Origin of the sequence: Burkholderia sp. IO2, from assembly GCF_029522185.1 — a bacterium.
Lineage (GTDB): Bacteria > Pseudomonadota > Gammaproteobacteria > Burkholderiales > Burkholderiaceae > Burkholderia > Burkholderia cenocepacia.
Window position 1 is genome coordinate 95,344 of record NZ_JAKWFH010000015.1, and the last position, 15,283, is coordinate 110,626.

Below are 15,283 nucleotides of genomic sequence, written 5' to 3' on the forward strand. Positions count from 1 at the left end.
GGTCCGCGACGTCGCCGGGATCGCGGCGCGCGGCTTCAATAAACGATCCCGCATTCAAGCAAACGACATCACTTTGAGGAGAAGCAAGATGAAGCGCCTATTGATCGCAGCGGTGTGCGGGATCGGGGTGGCCGCGCCGATGTCGGCCGTTTATGCGGCCGATCCGCCCGTATGCAAGAACGTGCGCTTCGCCGATGTCGGCTGGTCCGACATCGCGGCGACCACGGGCCTCGCGTCGACGATGCTGCAGGGGCTCGGCTACAACCCGACGAAGACGATCGCGTCGGTGCCGATCACGTTCGCCGGGATCAAGAGCAAGCAGATCGACGTGTTCCTCGGCTACTGGTCGCCGACGATGGACCCGATCATCCAGCCGTTCACGAAGGCCGGCACGATCAAGGTGCTCGCGACGCCCAACCTGACCGGCGCGAAATACACGCTCGCGGTGCCCGACTACGTGTACCAGGGCGGCCTGAAGTCGTTCGCGGACATCCAGAAGTACGCGGACAAGCTCAACGGCAAGATCTACGGGATCGAGCCGGGCAACGACGGCAATGCGCTGATCAAGAAGATGATCGACGGCAACCAGTTCGGCCTCGGCAAGTTCAAGCTGGTCGAGTCGAGCGAGGCCGGGATGCTGGTCGAGGTGAATCGCGCGATCCGCGACAAGCAGTGGATCGTGTTCCTCGGCTGGGAACCGCATCCGATGAACGTGCAGATGAAGATCGACTACCTGACCGGCGGCGACGACGTGTTTGGCCCGAACTACGGCGAGGCGAAGGTGCTGACGGCGACGCCGCCCGACTACTCGCAGCGCTGCCCGAACGTCGCGAAGTTCGTGTCGAACCTGCAGTTCACGACGTCGATCGAGAACCACGTGATGGTGCCGATCATGAACAAGCAGGATCCGAACAAGGCCGCCGCCGAATGGCTGAAGGCGAATCCGCAAGCCCTCGACAAGTGGCTCGCGGGCGTGACGACGCTCGACGGCAAGCCGGGCCTGCCGGCGGTGAAGGCGTACCTCGGCGTGCATTGACGGTGACCTGTCGGGCTTGGCGGTTGCGACCCAAAACCTGACGTGCATGATGAGCCGGCGCAAGCAGGGTGCCCTGCTTGCGCCGGTTTTTTGCTGCCCGCTTCGCGCTTGGCCCGACCGCCGGCCGGCGATGCGCTAGACTGCTCGATCCCGATCGAGGAGACGGCAATGACCCGCAGCACGCTCGATACATCCGGATGGCAATCGGCCGCCGCCACGCGACCGAATGGCGCGACCGCTTCGGTCGATGCTGGCTGCAACCGGGCGATCCCGCACCGCGGCCGTTCATTCGCATGAAGCGCATCGAGCAAGTCGTGCTCGCCGCCGATCTCGCGGGCACGGCGGTGTTCGCGATCGAGGGCGCCAATGCGGCGATCGGCGCCGGACTCGACCTGTTCGGGGTGATGGTGCTGTCGCTCGTCGTCGCGCTTGGCGGCGGCGTGATTCGCGACCTGCTGATCGGCGCCCGCCCGCCGAGCGCCGTGAGCGACTGGCGTTATCCGGCGCTTGCGTTCGCCGCCGGGCTGTTCGCATTCGTGTTTCATGCGCGGGTCGCGTCGTTCCCGCCGTCGCTGCTGACGGCGCTCGATGCGGCCGGCCTCGCGCTGTTCGCGGTCGCGGGCGCGGTGAAGGCGCTGGAATTTCGCGTCCACCCGTTCATCGCCACGCTGATGGGCGCCGTGACCGGCTGCGGAGGCGGCGTGGTGCGCGATCTGCTGCTCGCACGGATACCGGTCGTGCTGGTCACCGACATCTACGCGAGCGCGGCGCTGCTCGGTGCGGTCGTCGTCGCGTCGTGCCGGCGACTCGGTTGCCCGCCCGTCGTCGCGGCCGTGCTGGGCGGCGTCGCGTGCTTTGCGCTGCGAATGGCGGCGGTGCGCTTCGGCTGGCAGTTGCCGAAAATTGCCGCGGGGGCGTAAGCGCCCGACTCACGATCCCTTCGTCGCCGCCGGCACGTCGAACACGCGATCGAACGCCCACTGGAACACGAACGCGTAGCAGAAGAAGAACGCGAACAGCCCGATGTCGACGACGAACGCGTCGAACCACGAGATGTCGAGCCACCCCGACACGACCGGCACGAGGATGAAGATCAGTCCGCCCTCGAATCCGGTGGCGTGCAGGATGCGCCGCCCGAGCGTACGCGCCGGCTGTCGGCGCGACGCTTCCCAGCGCTCGAACAGTGCGTTGAAGATCAGGTTCCACAGCATCGCGATCGCCGACATCGTCGCCGACAGCGCACCCGAGTAGACGAGGTCCTGCTTGAAGATCGCCGCGATCACGGGCGAGATGCAGGAAATGGCGATCGCTTCGTAGAGCACCGCCTGCGTGATCCTGCGCGGTAGGCCTTGCACGGGTTCCTCCGGTTCGACGGCGGCGCCATGCCGCGACGTCCCGCAAGGCTAGCCGCGTTGCGCACCCGCTTCAATTCACCTAATCTCACCCGGATTGAATCCAATTCAACCCGGCCGCATCCGGCCCGCGAGGCTCCGTGTTCTCGAAAATTCCCCTGACCGCATTACGTGTATTCGAAGCGTCGGCACGGCTCGGCACGTTCAAGGCTGCCGCGGACGAGTTGTCCGTGACGCCGGCGGCCGTGTCGCACCAGATCAAGGCGCTCGAGAGCCGCGTCGGTGTGCTGCTGTTCGAGCGCGGCGCGGGCGGCGTGCGGCTGACCGAAGAAGGCGAGCGGCTGTTTCGCGCGAGTCACGATGCGTTGCTGGCGTTGAGCCGCGGGCTCGACGCGGTGCGTCCGGAGGCGGCCGACGAGCGCACGCTCGTGCTGACCACGACGCCGGCCTTTGCGGCGATGTGGCTGATTCCGCGTCTCGGTGCGTTTCGCCGCGTCGATCCGCATCTGCACATCAAGGTCGAAACCGGAAACGCGCTCGTCGATCTCGAACGCGATGCACGGATCGATCTCGCGATTCGCGCGACGTCGCGCCAGTTTCCCGCGCTGCACGAGATTGCGTTGATCGACGAGTACTTCGGCGCGTATGCGGCCGCCGGGTTCGATGCGCATCGCACGGACGCGCCGCTCGATCTGATCGAGACCGTGTGGGACACGCCGCTGCCCGTGTCGGTCGACTGGGCGTCGTGGTGCCGTGCGGCGGGCCGGGAAGCGTGGCTCGAACGCGCGGTGTTTCGCCATTACGACGACGAGCATTACGCGTTGCAGGCCGTGCTGCACGGGCAGGGTGTCGCGCTGCTCAGCTCCGTGCTGGCCGCCGAGCATGTCGAGCGCGGCGCATTGATGCCGATCGATCCCGCGGTGCGGCTCGACGGCGCGCGCTTCGTCGCGCTGTGCCGGCCGGGGCGGGAGCGCGAGCCGCAGGTCAGGCGGTTTCTCGACTGGCTCGAAGCGGAAATCGCCCGGACCCGCGACGCGGTGGCGCGGATCGCGCCCGATGAGCGCCGCGCCGCTACCCGAAGCTGACGCAATAGACCGGCGGCAAGTGCGCCGATATCTGTTGCCAGTGCTCGCCGCCATCGGCGGACGTCCATAATCCGCCCGTCGTCGACGCCATCGCGAGGCGTCTGCCGGAATCGTCCACCGCGAGCCCGTGCCGGTACACGAGGTCGTACGCCGGCGCGGCCGGCAACCCGTTCGACAGACTCTCGAAACTGCGGCCGCCGTCGCGCGTGCGCGTGACGACGAACCGGCCGTTCACCGGGATCCGGCACGCGTCCTTCACGGCCGGCACGAACCACGCGGTATCCGGTTCGTGCGGATGCACGGCCACCGCGAAACCGAAGCTCGACGGCTCTGCCTCGATGCGCCGCCAGTGTTCCCCGCCGTCGGTCGAGCGGAAGATCGCGCAGTGATGCTGGGTCCACAGCACGTCCGGGTTGGCCGCGCACTGCACGACGCGGTGCGGATCCTGCATGTTCGGCTCGCCGCGCCGCTCGGGCGGCATGTAGTCGGCTTCCATGCCTTCCGCCGTGACGCGCCAGGTCGCGCCGCCGTCGACGGTCTGCCAGACGCCGCCGCACGAGACGCCGACGGTGACGTGCCGGCTGTCGCGCGGATCGACCATCACCGAATGGATGCCCGGCGCGTCGTACCCGCCGCCGCCCCATTCGGCGCGTTCGGGGCGATCCCACAGCGCGCGGTTGAGGACCCACGAGTCGCCGTGGTCGTCGGAGCGGAACAGGCCGCCAGGAATCGTGCCGGCCCACAGCACGCCGGGTTCGTCCGCGCCGCCGGCTTCGAGCGACCAGATTTGCTGCAGCGTCCACGGCGGTTGCGGCGATCCGGCAGGCTCGTCGTCGGTGTCGCCGCTGTCTGCGCGCGTGTCGGCACGGGCAGGCGACACATCGGCTGGCTGCGGCGGATAAACCGGAACTGCGCATTCCTCCCAGTCGGTGGCGCCTGCGCGCAGCCGATGCAGCTTCACGCCGAAATGACCGAGATTGAGCGCCGCGTACAGCGTGCCGTCGCGCGGATCGGCGAGCGCCATGCTGACGGGCTCGCCGATGAAATGCGGTTCGCCGGGCGTCCAGCCGCCGTTGCCGTCCGGTTGCAGGACGAACAGGCCCTTGCGGGTGGCGACGAGCAGTCGATCGTTCATGTGCGATGTCTCCGGATGGTTCGCCTTGGTACGGCGGCACTTGGTATGGGGATGCGCCCGTGCATCGGTCCCTTTATCCGCCGGTCAGCGCCTGCACGACATACACGCGGCTGGTGGTCCCGAGCGTATCGGACAGGCGCTGCCGGTCGCGGATCGGCTGGCCGTCGATGAACACCGACAGGTGCTTTCGCAGCGCGCCCTGGTCGTCGACGATGTAGCCGCGCAACCGTGGCTGCTCGCTGAAAATGGTGTCGAATGCTTCGCCGACCGTGTGCGCGTCGATGTCGCGCTCGGGCGTTTCGACATGCCGCTGGATCGACGCGGCGAAGAAGAGGTGCGCCATGGCGGTAGCTGGCAGGAGCCGCACGAAGGGACGGCTTGTAGTGTAGGCGATCCGGCGCGCGCCGAAAGGTGCATTGAAGGCGCCGTGCAGGGTGGCGGCGGCTACACCGGAATCGACCGCCCCCGGATCCGGATCCCCAGCCGCACGACGCCGATCACCGCATTCGACAGCCAAGTGAGCCAGCGCGGCATCCCGCGACGGCGGATATCGAGCAGCAGCACGATCCGCACCGCGTCGCTGTCGTTCCACACCTCGTGCGTGAACGTGTCGTCCCACAGCAGGAAGCGGCCTTCGTCGAGCCGGTATTCGTGCCCGTCGACCTTCAGCACGGCGGCTGGCGTACCGTCCGCGCGCGTCGGCATCGACAGCACGAGATACCCGCGCAGGATGCCGCGAAACGGCCCGCGATGCGGCGGGATGTGCTTGCCGGGCGCGAGGAACGACAGCGACGCGGACAGCACGTCCGGCGACGCCGCGACGAGCGACGCGACGGTCGGGCAGCGCGACAGGTTGCGCGGAAACGGCTGCCCGTACGCCTGCATGATGAACATGCGCCAGTCGCGTGCGTCGTTGGCCGAGATGTCGTACTGCTCGCGCATGATTTCGTGAAAGCGCGGAATGCGCGGCATGTCGCGTGCTACCGCCAGCGCCTCCGCGCGGATCGCGGGCCACGCGCGCACGAAACGCTCGGCATCCGGGAATGCGGCCGCGTCGAGCACCGCACCGCTGTCGATATGGCGGTCGTACAGCGTGCGCAGCAGGGCGGCTGCATGGTCGTAGGCGGCGGACATGGGCGATCGATGGGCGGTCCGGATGAAGTGCTGGTCAGTCTGCCCGAAGCGCGACGGGCATTGCGTTACGTCAGGTTACGCCGGCTGACGAATGAATGACAGTTGAATGTCCGGCCGGCGCGCATGGCAAGCCGGGAATAAACACGACCCCTCCGTCGTCATACGGGTGTAGCACGTCGTCTCGTTGATCGATGAAGGAGTGGAACATGAATACGCACTGGCTGGTGGCCGCCACGGTGGCGGCAATGTCTCTCGCAGGTGTCGCGACGCAAGCGTCGGCACAGGCGCTCACGCGCGAGCAGGTCCGGCAGGAACTGATCGATGCCGAAAACAACGGGTTGCGCTTCGTGACCGATACGTCGTATCCGGACGTGAGCCCGTTGTTTCAGCATCAAGCCGAGCGGATGCCGCAGCGGCAGGCCAGCACGGCGGTCGGCAGCGATCCGGCCTTGTCGTCCGAAGCGGGCAAGCCGGCGGCGATGTCGCCGCGTCCGGGCACCGCCGCATGCGTCGGCCCCGCGAGCTTCTGCACGATCTATTTCGGCAGCTGATCCACCCGCCTGCATGCGCAGCTCACGCCTGTCCCATGGTTGATCGGTACATCACGTTGAAGGAGTTCATGATGAAAATATATGTCGCACTACTGATGATGATCGGTGCGCTCGCCGGTCAGTCGGCGTTCGCGCAAGCGGCCGCCCCGCTGACGCGTGCGCAGGTCCGCGACGAACTGATGCGTCTCGAAGCGGCCGGGTACGACCCGGCGAAGGGCGACGACGGCGAGTATCCGGCCGACATCCAGGCTGCGGAAGCGAAGCTCGCCGAGCAGGATCGGGCGCGCATGGCGGCGTCGGCGACGCCGGCGGCCGAACCCGGCATGCCGGCGCAGGTCGGCAACTAGGGGCCGACATGTCCCCGTGTGGCGAGAGACCGCCGGCATCGCGACAGAGCGAGGCGCGCGCGCTGCGGGTCGCGCGGATACGAATCGTGTGGAGCGGGGGGGCGGTGTCGTCCCGGCGCCGATGCGTGCTTCATGCCGGCGCTCGCGCTCGACGCGAAGCGTCCGGGTAGGCCGGCACGCGGGCGGGACGCGACGCGCGTCGTGGCGCGTCGGAAAGTCCGGCCGGGCCGCGTCGAGGCGGCCCGGCCCGGCCCGGCGCAAATCAGCGCCGTTCGTCCGCGATATGGCTGCGGATCACGTCCGCGAACGACGTGTCGCCCTTCAGCCCGAGCGCTTCCGCGCGCGACGTATCCCAGCGGCCCGGCCAGCTGCCGACGATCTTCTCGACGCGTTCGTCGGGCGCATGACGGATCAGCTTGACGACCTCGTCGCCCGCGACGTCGCGCAGCGCCGCGATCATCTCGTCGACCGACACCGACAGCCCCGGCAGGTTGATCACGCGCTTGTTGCCGAGCTTCGCGCTGTCGAGTTCACAGCCGGCGACGAGCGCTTCGATCGCGCCGCGCGGCGACAGCAGCCACAGCCGCGTCGAGCCGGGCACCGGGCACACGCTTTCCTCGCCGTTCAGCGGCTCGCGGATGATGCCGCTCGCGAACGACGACGCGGCCGCGTTCGGGCGGCCGGGCCGCACGCTGATGGTCGGCAGCCGCAGCACGCGGCCGTCGACGAAGCCGCGCCGCGCGTAATCGCACAGCAGCAGTTCGGCGATCGCCTTCTCGGCGCCGTACGACGATTGCGGGTTCAGCGCGGTGTCGTCCTGCACGACGTCGGGCAGCGCGCCGCCGTACACCGCGACGGAGCTCGTGAACACGACACGCGGCTGGTGGCCGCGCGCGCGGCACACTTCGAGCAGCGTGCGCGATGCGTCGAGATTGATCCGCATGCCGAGATCGAAATCGGCTTCGGCTTGCCCGCTGACGATCGCCGCGAGGTGGAAGATCGCACCCGTCTGCGTGTCGATCGCGCTGTCGAGCACCGCGCGATCGGCGATGTCGCCGACGATCGACGTCACGCGCGCATCGCCGAAATCGCTGCCCTTGACGACGTCGAGCAGCACCAGCTCGTCGATCTTCTCGCTGCGACCGTCCGGGCCGGTCAATTCGCCGCGCTCGAGCAGCTTGCGCGCAAGACGCTGGCCGAGAAAGCCGGCGCCGCCGGTGATCAGTACTTTCATGTTGGTTGCCCTCTGAGGAATGCTTGAATTACAGGTACGGCTTGAGCCAGCCGAGGCCTTCCGACGTGCCGGCCTTCGGCCGATACTCGCAGCCGATCCAGCCGTCGTAGCCGAGTGCGTCGATCAGCGCGAACAGGTACGGGTAGTTGAGTTCGCCGACATCCGGCTCGTGGCGTTCAGGCACGCCCGCGATCTGGATATGGCCGATGCCCGCGAAATCGCGCTTGAGCTTCATCGCGAGATCGCCTTCGACGATCTGGCAGTGGTAGCAGTCGAACTGCACCTTCAGGTTCGGTGCACCGATTTCCGCGCGGATCGCCTGCGCGTCGTCCTGGCGGCTCAGGAAATAGCCGGGCATGTCGCGCTGGTTGATCGGCTCGATCAGGATCGTGATGCCGTGCGCGGCCGCCGCCTGCGCCGCATGACGCAGGTTCGCCAGGTAGGTGTCGCGATGGCGCGCGCGGTCGGCGCTCGGCGCGACCATGCCGGCCATCACGTGCAGCTTCCTGTTGCCGATCACGCGCGCATAGTCGAGCGCCTGGTCGATGCCGCGGCGGAATTCGTCCTCGCGGCCCGGCAGCGACGCAATGCCGCGTTCGCCCGCGGCCCAGTCGCCCGGCGGCGCGTTGAACAGCGCCTGTTCGAGGCCGTGCGCGTCGAGGCGCGCGCGGATGTCCTCGGCCGCGAAGTCGTACGGGAACAGGTACTCGACGGCCTTGAAACCGTCATGGGCGGCAGCGGCGAAGCGTTCGAGGAACGCATGCTCGGTATACATCATCGAGAGGTTGGCGGCGAAGCGGGGCATGGCAGCGGGTCCTGTGAATGAAGGGAGCGGGGCGCCATGCGCCCCGCGTCGAATGATGAATCGGCCGGCGGCGGATCAGCGGTTCACGAGCTTGGGCGGCGTGAGCCATACCGCGATCGCGCCGAGCACGAGCATCGCCGCGAGCACGTACATGCCGGACGACGTGCTGTGCGTGACGTCCTTCAGGTAGCCGATCACGTACGGGCTCGCGAAACCGGCGAGGTTGCCGACCGAGTTGATGATCGCGATCCCGGCCGCGGCCGCGGAGCCGGCGAGGAACGCGGTCGGCAGCGACCAGAACAGCGGCGCGCAGGTCAGCACGCCGCCTGCCGCGAGCGACAGGAACACGATCGACACCGCCGTATTGTGCGAGTACGACGCGGCGACCGCAAACCCGATCGCGCCCATCAGCGCCGGCACGATCAGGTGCCAGCGGCGTTCGCGGCGCTTGTCCGCGCTGTGGCCGAACAGGTTCATCACGACGATCGCGACGACGAACGGAATCGCCGACAGCAGGCCGATCTGCAGCGTATCGGTGATGCCGGTCGATTTCACGAGCGTCGGCATCCAGAACGTGAGCCCGTACTGGCCGGTGACGAACGCGAAGTAGATCAGCGACATCCACCACATGCGCGGGTCCGAGAACACGGCCTTCAGCGAATGGCCGTGCTTCTGCTGTTCCTGCGGCTGCGCGGCGATTTCGTCTTCGAGCAACTGCTTCTCGCGCTCGTCGAGCCATTTCGCGCTGCGAATGCTGTTGTCGAGATACAGGATCGTCGCGATGCCGACGAGCACGGCCGGCACGGCTTCGATCATGAACATCCATTGCCAGCCGTGGAAGCCCGAGCCGCCGTGGAAGCGCTCCATGATCCAGCCCGACAGCGGGTTGCCGAAGATGCCCGACACCGGAATCGCGGACATGAACACCGCGATGATCTTCGCGCGGCGGTGCGACGGGAACCAGTACGTGAGGTACAGGATCACGCCCGGGTAGAAGCCGGCTTCCGCGAGGCCGAGCAGGAAGCGCAGCACGTAGAACTGCGTGGGCGTCTTCACGAACGCGAACAGCGCGGACAGCAGCCCCCACGTGATCATGATCCGCGCGATCCAGATGCGCGCGCCGATGCGGTGCATCAGCATGTTGCTCGGCAGTTCGAACAGGAAGTAGCCGAGGAAGAAAATCCCGGCGCCGAGCCCGAACACGGTTTCGCTGAATGCGAGATCCTGCGACATCTGCAGCTTGGCGAAGCCGACGTTCACGCGGTCGAGATACGCGACCACGTAGCAGAGCATCAGGAACGGCACGATGCGCCAGAACACTTTCTTGTAGGTGCGGTCGAGTTCGCCCGATTGGGCGGCCGCGGCGGGCGAGCGGCTTGCGGCCGCGTCGAGAGCAGTCATCGTCGTCTCCTGGACTATCGTGTACCGGCGGCGCGTACGCCGCCGGATCGTGTGTGTGCTGACGGAAGGGCCCGCGCACACGGCGGGCATGGGAAGCGGTGCGTGACCAGGACGGCGGCGCGTTACCAGCGCGCGCCGAAGGTCTGGCGCAGTTCGTCGAGCGCGGCGTCGGACAGCGGTTCCGGCTTCGGCTGCGTCATCAGCCACAGCCGCGCGGTTTCCTCGAGCTCCTCGAGCGCATACGACGCGTGCGATACCGACGGCCCCCACATCACGGGGCCGAGGCGATCGAGCAGCACGCCGCGCACCTGGTCGGCCAGCGCCGCGACTTCGGCCGCGACGGCCGGGTCGCCGGGGCGGCGGTAGCGGATCAGCGGAATGTGGCCGACCTTCATCACGTAGTACGGCGTGATCGGCGGCAGCACGTCGGTGTCGCGCCACACGCCCGCGAGCGTCAATGCGACGAGGTGCGTCGAATGCGTGTGGACGACGCCGTTTGCTGCGGCGTTGCGCGCATAGATGCCGCGATGCAGCGCGAGCGTCTTCGACGGCTTGCCGCCCGAGACGGGCTGGCCGTCGGCGCCGACTTTAGCGATGTCGTTCGGGTCGAGCCGGCCGAGGCAGGCGTCGGTCGGCGTGATCAGCCAGCCGTCATGCAGGCGCGCGCTGATGTTGCCGGCGCTGCCGACCGCATGGCCGCGCGCGTACAGGCTCGCGCCGACCACGCAGATCTCTTCGCGCAGTTTGGCTTCGTCGCTCATCGTGCGGCTCCGTCCAGCGCGCGCAGCGCCTTGTCGAAAAAGTCGGTCGTGCCGAAGTTGCCGGATTTCAGCGCGAGGCCGAGCGGCTGCGCGTCGACGGTGGCCGTGGCCGGCACGCCCGGATCGATCTGCGCGCCGATCTGCAGCGACTTCACGTCGAGCGCCTGCACGACCGCGCCGGACGTTTCGCCGCCCGCGACGACGAACTTGCGCACGCCGAGTTCGTGCAGCCCGCGGGCGATCGCCGCGAGCGTGCTTTCGACGAGATGGCCGGCCGCGTCGACGCCGAGCGCCTGCTGCACGGCTTTCACCTCGTCGGGCGTGGCCGTTGCGTAGATCAGCACGGGCTGCGGCAGGTGCGCGCGCGCAAACGCGAGCGCCTGCTCCACGACGGGCTCGCCGCGCGAGGCCGCGAGCGGATCGATGCGGAAGCTCGGCCGCGTCGCGCGCCACGCGGCGACCTGTGCGTTGGTGGCTTTCGACGCGCTGCCGGCGAGTACCGCCGACAGGCCGTCGATGCGCGGCAGCGACGCCGCGTTGTCGCGCTCGGGCAGTTGCTCCGCGCGGCGGAAATTCGCGGGCAGGCCGAGCGCGATGCCCGAGCCGCCGGTGACGAGCGGCAGGCCTGCGCACGCTTCGCCGAGTACGTAGAGATCGCGGTCCGACAGCGCGTCGGCGATCGCGAAACGGGCGCCTTCCGCGCGCAGCTGGTCGATCCGCGCGCGCACGGCGGCCGCGCCGAGCGCGATCGTGTCGTAGCGGATCAGGCCGACCGGCGACTGCGTCTGCCGTTGCAGCACGCGCACGAGGTTCGTGTCCTTCATCGGCGTGAGCGGATGATTCTCCATCCCCGATTCGTTCAGCAGCACGTCGCCGACGAACAGGTGGCCGCGATAGATCGTGCGGCCGTTCTCGGGGAATGCCGGGCACGCGACCGTGAAGTCGCCGCCGGCCGCGTCGAGCAGCGCGTCGGCCACCGGCCCGATGTTGCCCGCGTCGGTCGAATCGAACGTCGAGCAGTACTTGAAGAAGAACTGGCGGCACCCTTGCGCGCGCAACCATTCGTACGCGGCGAGCGATTGCGCGACGGCGTCGGCGGCGGGAATCGTGCGCGACTTCAGCGCGACGACGATCGCGTCGGCGTCGACGATCGTGTCGGCAGCGGCGCCGTCGGCGGGCACGCCGATCGTCTGCACGGTGCGCATGCCGCTCTTGACGAGCATGTTCGCGAGATCGGTCGCGCCGGTGAAATCGTCGGCGATGCAGCCGAGCAGGGGACGGGAAGCGGAAGCGGTCATGGCAAAAGCGTCGTTCGAATCAGCGGGCGGGCGGCAGCGTGATGCCGGGGAAAGTCTTGATCACGGCGGAATCGTCCTCGCCGCCGTGGCCGGCGCTCGACGCGCTCATGAACATCTGGTGCGCGGTGGCCGACAGCGGCAGCGGGAATTTGCTGCGGCGCGCGGTATCGAGCACGAGGCCGAGATCCTTTACGAAGATGTCGACGGCCGACAGCGGCGTGTAGTCGCCGTTCAGGATGTGCGGCACACGGTTCTCGAACATCCACGAATTGCCGGCGCTGTGCGTGATCACGTCGTACAGCGCGTCGGCATCGACACCTTCGCGCAGGCCCAGCGCCATCGCCTCGGCGGCCGCCGCGATATGCACGCCGGCCAGCAACTGGTTGATGATCTTCACTTTCGAGCCGATGCCGTGCGCGTCGCCCAGGCGGTACACCTTGCCGGCGATCGCGGCGAGCACGTCCTCGCAGCCGGCATAGGCGGCGGCCGGGCCCGACGTCATCATCGTCATCTCGCCGGAGGCCGCGCGCGCCGCGCCGCCCGACACGGGCGCGTCGAGCATCTGCAGGCCCGCAGCCTCGATGCGCGCGCCGAGCGCGACCGCGAATTCGGGCGCGACGGTCGCGCTCGCGATCACGACGCCGCCCGGCTTCATCGCCGCGACCGCGCCGTGTTCGCCGAACAGCACCGTTTCCGTTTGCGCGGCATTGACGACGAGCGTGACGACGACGTCGCACTGCGCGCCGAGTTCGGCCGGCGTCGCACAGGCGATGCCGCCTTCGGCGGCGAACGCCTGCAGCACGGTGTCGCGCACGTCGCATGCGTGGACGCGCAGCCCGGCGCGCAGCAGCGAGCGTGCGACGCCGAGGCCCATCGCGCCGAGGCCGATGACTCCAACATTTCGTGACATGGTCAACCTTGATCGATTCGGGAGAGGTTCGTGACGGCGGCGCTGCCGGGAACGGCCGCGCCGCCGGCTTTCAGCAGATGCCGGCTTCCGCGAGACGGCGGGCGGCGTTGTACATGTGCGTGCGCGCCGCGTTGCGGGCGGCCATCGGGTCGCGCGCGCGGATCGCGTCGGCGATCGCCGCGTGTTCGTCGCGCACCTGGCGCGAGAAGTCCTCGCGCGTCGCTTCGTTGCGCCGCGTGACCTTCACGCCGGCTTCGAGGTACTGGTTCAGGAACTGCAGCGTCTTCAGGAAATACGGGTTGCCGGTGACGGCCGCGATCGTGCGGTGGAACGCGACGTCTTCCGCGACGCCGTCGCGCCCTTCGGCCACCGCTTCGTCGATCTTGCGCAGCGCGTCGTCGATGTCGGCCATGTCGTCGGCGGTGTGGTGCAGCGCGGCTTCGGCCGCGACTTCAGCCTCGATCGCGCGGCGCACCGCGAGCAGGTGCGGCAGCGAGCTCGCCTCGACGGCTTCCGCGTAGTCGATCCGCAGCGGCCGGATCGCGCCGTGCTGGTTCACGAACACGCCGCTGCCCTGGCGCGGCTCGACCACGCCTTCGTTCTTCAGCCGCGAGATCGCCTCGCGGATCACGGTGCGGCTCACGCCGAATTCGTGCGCGAGCACGGCCTCGGTCGGCAGCTTGCCGGTGGCCGAGAAGCTGCCCACTTCGATCTGCTTGAGCAGTTGCTGCGCGACATGGTCGCTCATCGCGCGGGCGGGAATTTTCTCGAACATGATGCTCAGGTTTGTAAGGTGATGTGGTCATCATACAAATTTGAGCGGGCATCAGCATCCGGGATAACCCTCGTTTTACGGCGGTGAACGTCGGCTAAGTTGACTGGAACCGGTTCCAAAAGCGGCGAAACCGATGTGAACGTGTGTCGATCCGCAATCGACGGGGGAGGCGGATGCGCGCCCGGGGGCGTTCAGTCGGCGATGTCTTCGACCGGATCGGCCGACCCGTCGGGCGTCGCGGCGACTTCAGCCACGTCGCCGCCGCGCTCGCGATACGTCGCCGGCGGCACGCCGAACTGCTTGCGGAATTCGCGCCCGAGGTGCGACGCATCGGCGAATCCGCAGCTCGACGCGATATCGGCGACCGTGCGGTCCGAACTCGTCAGCAGCCACGCGGCGGTACGCAGCCGCACCTGTTTCGCGAAGGCCTGCGGGCTCTTGCCGGTCTCCGCCTTGAACAGCCGTTCGAGCTGCCGCGTCGACAGGTCGAGCTTGCACGCGAGTTCCTCGAGCGGCAGCGCCCGCCCGACGTGCTGTTCCATCAGAAGAATCGCGCGCTTGACCTTCGGATGCGTCGCCGGTTCGAGGCCCGGCGGATGCGGCTGCGGCGCATTGCCTTTCTGCATCTCGCCGACCAGCAGGATGCGCAGCGCCTTCTGCACGGTCGCGTGATCGAAATGGCGCAGCAGGATCGCGGCGGCGACGTCGATCGACGCGCGGCCGCCCGAGCACGTGATCCGGCGCCGGTCGATCACGAACAGCCGGTCGGCGATCAGCAGGTCGGGATCGGCGGACGGAAAGCGCTCGATGAAATCCCAGTAATGGAACCAGCTCACGCAGGTGCGGTAGCCGTCGAGCACGCCGGCGCGCATCAACGTGAACACGCCGGTGCAGATGCCGACGACCGTCGCGCCGTCCGCCGCCGCGCGGCGGACGAAATCGAGCGTTTCAGGGCCGGCCTGCGGCCCCGAATGCAGCAGCCCGCCGACCACCACCACATAGTCGAACGGCTCGGCCGCGTCGAACGTCTCCCACGGCGTGATCTGGATCCCGCAACTCGCGCGCACCGGCGCGAGCGTCTCGCCGATCACGCTCCACGCGCAGCGCACCGGCTTGCTGTAGTCGCCGTCGTCGGCCGACAGCCGCAGCATGTCGACGAAGCCGGAGAAGGCCGTCAGCGTGAAGTTCGGCAGCAGCACGATGCCGAAGCGGATGCGCCGCGGCGCGGGTTCTGCGAGGGGGGAAGCGGGTACGTCGGGGATCATCGCGGCCAATCTCGTCACGCCGGGCAGGCGGTCTCACTCGTTTCACTCGGTTTGCGGGTTACGGCTGCCGGGGCGGCGCGGATGCAGCCAGCGTCGCCGATCGGCCGCGGCCGGACTTGTGGTTTTTCGTCGCGAACCATCGCCAAAACGCACTTTCGGGCCGGCCGGGGCGGCGCTTGGCGGCGCTATCCCAC

The 15,283-nt window shown here is 68.4% G+C and carries 16 protein-coding genes and 1 pseudogene; 5 read left to right on the top strand and 12 right to left on the bottom strand.

All coding sequences use genetic code 11. The annotated features are described in order from the left end of the window. Nucleotides 1-88 precede the first annotated feature (88 nt). Nucleotides 89-1,036 carry a choline ABC transporter substrate-binding protein gene (locus MMB92_RS12255; protein ID WP_006489128.1) on the top strand — a complete coding sequence of 316 codons (948 nt, stop codon included), beginning with the start codon at nucleotides 89-91 and terminating at the stop codon, nucleotides 1,034-1,036. Nucleotides 1,037-1,329: 293 nt separating this feature from the next. Continuing rightward, nucleotides 1,330-1,956, top strand: coding sequence for a trimeric intracellular cation channel family protein (locus MMB92_RS12260; RefSeq protein WP_058903619.1), 627 nt, complete (start codon nucleotides 1,330-1,332; stop codon nucleotides 1,954-1,956). Nucleotides 1,957-1,965: 9 nt separating this feature from the next. On the opposite strand, the gene MMB92_RS12265 is transcribed toward MMB92_RS12260, so the two are convergent. Further along, nucleotides 1,966-2,391, bottom strand: coding sequence for a PACE efflux transporter (locus tag MMB92_RS12265; RefSeq protein WP_012493547.1), 426 nt, complete (start codon nucleotides 2,389-2,391; stop codon nucleotides 1,966-1,968). A 137-nt stretch (nucleotides 2,392-2,528) separates the two neighbouring features. Between MMB92_RS12265 and MMB92_RS12270 the strand changes: the two genes are divergently transcribed. Then, on the top strand, nucleotides 2,529-3,473 hold the full coding sequence (locus tag MMB92_RS12270; RefSeq protein ID WP_006496818.1) for a LysR substrate-binding domain-containing protein: 945 nt from the start codon (nucleotides 2,529-2,531) through the stop codon (nucleotides 3,471-3,473). Here the strand turns inward: MMB92_RS12270 and MMB92_RS12275 are convergent. From MMB92_RS12275 to MMB92_RS12285, 3 genes are all read right to left on the bottom strand, one after another. Next, nucleotides 3,460-4,608, bottom strand: a complete 1,149-nt coding sequence (locus tag MMB92_RS12275; RefSeq protein ID WP_058903499.1) for a hypothetical protein — start codon at nucleotides 4,606-4,608, stop codon at nucleotides 3,460-3,462. The genes MMB92_RS12270 and MMB92_RS12275 overlap by 14 nt on opposite strands. A 73-nt stretch (nucleotides 4,609-4,681) precedes the next feature. Further along, on the bottom strand, nucleotides 4,682-4,951 hold the full coding sequence (locus MMB92_RS12280; RefSeq protein WP_058903498.1) for a MoaD/ThiS family protein: 270 nt from the start codon (nucleotides 4,949-4,951) through the stop codon (nucleotides 4,682-4,684). A gap of 101 nt (nucleotides 4,952-5,052) precedes the next feature. Then, nucleotides 5,053-5,742 (bottom strand): aspartyl/asparaginyl beta-hydroxylase domain-containing protein, encoded by a 690-nt coding sequence (locus MMB92_RS12285; protein WP_006489133.1) that lies wholly within the window; start codon nucleotides 5,740-5,742, stop codon nucleotides 5,053-5,055. Between the two features lie 206 nt (nucleotides 5,743-5,948). On the opposite strand from MMB92_RS12285, the gene MMB92_RS12290 reads away from it, so the two are divergent. Together MMB92_RS12290 and MMB92_RS12295 are read left to right on the top strand one after the other, a co-directional pair. Then, the gene (locus MMB92_RS12290; RefSeq protein ID WP_006496820.1) at nucleotides 5,949-6,293 is read left to right on the top strand and encodes a DUF4148 domain-containing protein; all 345 of its coding nucleotides are present in this window, start codon (nucleotides 5,949-5,951) and stop codon (nucleotides 6,291-6,293) included. A gap of 71 nt (nucleotides 6,294-6,364) precedes the next feature. Beyond that, a complete protein-coding gene (locus MMB92_RS12295; RefSeq protein ID WP_058903496.1) occupies nucleotides 6,365-6,640 on the top strand; it encodes a DUF4148 domain-containing protein in 276 nt (91 codons plus the stop codon). A 262-nt stretch (nucleotides 6,641-6,902) separates the two neighbouring features. Here the strand turns inward: MMB92_RS12295 and denD are convergent, their stop codons facing one another. From denD to MMB92_RS12335, 8 genes and pseudogenes are all read right to left on the bottom strand, one after another. After that, nucleotides 6,903-7,874 carry a D-erythronate dehydrogenase gene (gene denD, locus MMB92_RS12300; protein WP_006496821.1) on the bottom strand — a complete coding sequence of 324 codons (972 nt, stop codon included), beginning with the start codon at nucleotides 7,872-7,874 and terminating at the stop codon, nucleotides 6,903-6,905. A 28-nt stretch (nucleotides 7,875-7,902) separates the two neighbouring features. Then, nucleotides 7,903-8,679 (bottom strand): 2-oxo-tetronate isomerase, encoded by a 777-nt coding sequence (otnI, locus tag MMB92_RS12305; RefSeq protein ID WP_060267299.1) that lies wholly within the window; start codon nucleotides 8,677-8,679, stop codon nucleotides 7,903-7,905. A gap of 75 nt (nucleotides 8,680-8,754) precedes the next feature. Then, nucleotides 8,755-10,080, bottom strand: coding sequence for an MFS transporter (locus MMB92_RS12310; protein ID WP_006489121.1), 1,326 nt, complete (start codon nucleotides 10,078-10,080; stop codon nucleotides 8,755-8,757). A gap of 122 nt (nucleotides 10,081-10,202) precedes the next feature. Then, the gene (locus tag MMB92_RS12315; RefSeq protein ID WP_006489112.1) at nucleotides 10,203-10,841 is read right to left on the bottom strand and encodes an aldolase; all 639 of its coding nucleotides are present in this window, start codon (nucleotides 10,839-10,841) and stop codon (nucleotides 10,203-10,205) included. Continuing rightward, entirely contained in the window at nucleotides 10,838-12,139 is a 1,302-nt protein-coding gene (otnK, locus tag MMB92_RS12320) for a 3-oxo-tetronate kinase (protein ID WP_060267287.1), read from the bottom strand. Before otnK ends, MMB92_RS12315 begins: the two co-directional genes overlap by 4 nt. A gap of 19 nt (nucleotides 12,140-12,158) precedes the next feature. Further along, nucleotides 12,159-13,070: pseudogene (ltnD, locus tag MMB92_RS12325) on the bottom strand (L-threonate dehydrogenase); the annotation flags it as partial. 49 nt (nucleotides 13,071-13,119) lie between these two features. Then, entirely contained in the window at nucleotides 13,120-13,824 is a 705-nt protein-coding gene (locus MMB92_RS12330; RefSeq protein ID WP_277562709.1) for an FCD domain-containing protein, read from the bottom strand. A 191-nt stretch (nucleotides 13,825-14,015) separates the two neighbouring features. Beyond that, on the bottom strand, nucleotides 14,016-15,089 hold the full coding sequence (locus MMB92_RS12335; RefSeq protein WP_080332005.1) for a GlxA family transcriptional regulator: 1,074 nt from the start codon (nucleotides 15,087-15,089) through the stop codon (nucleotides 14,016-14,018). Nucleotides 15,090-15,283: the final 194 nt, after the last annotated feature.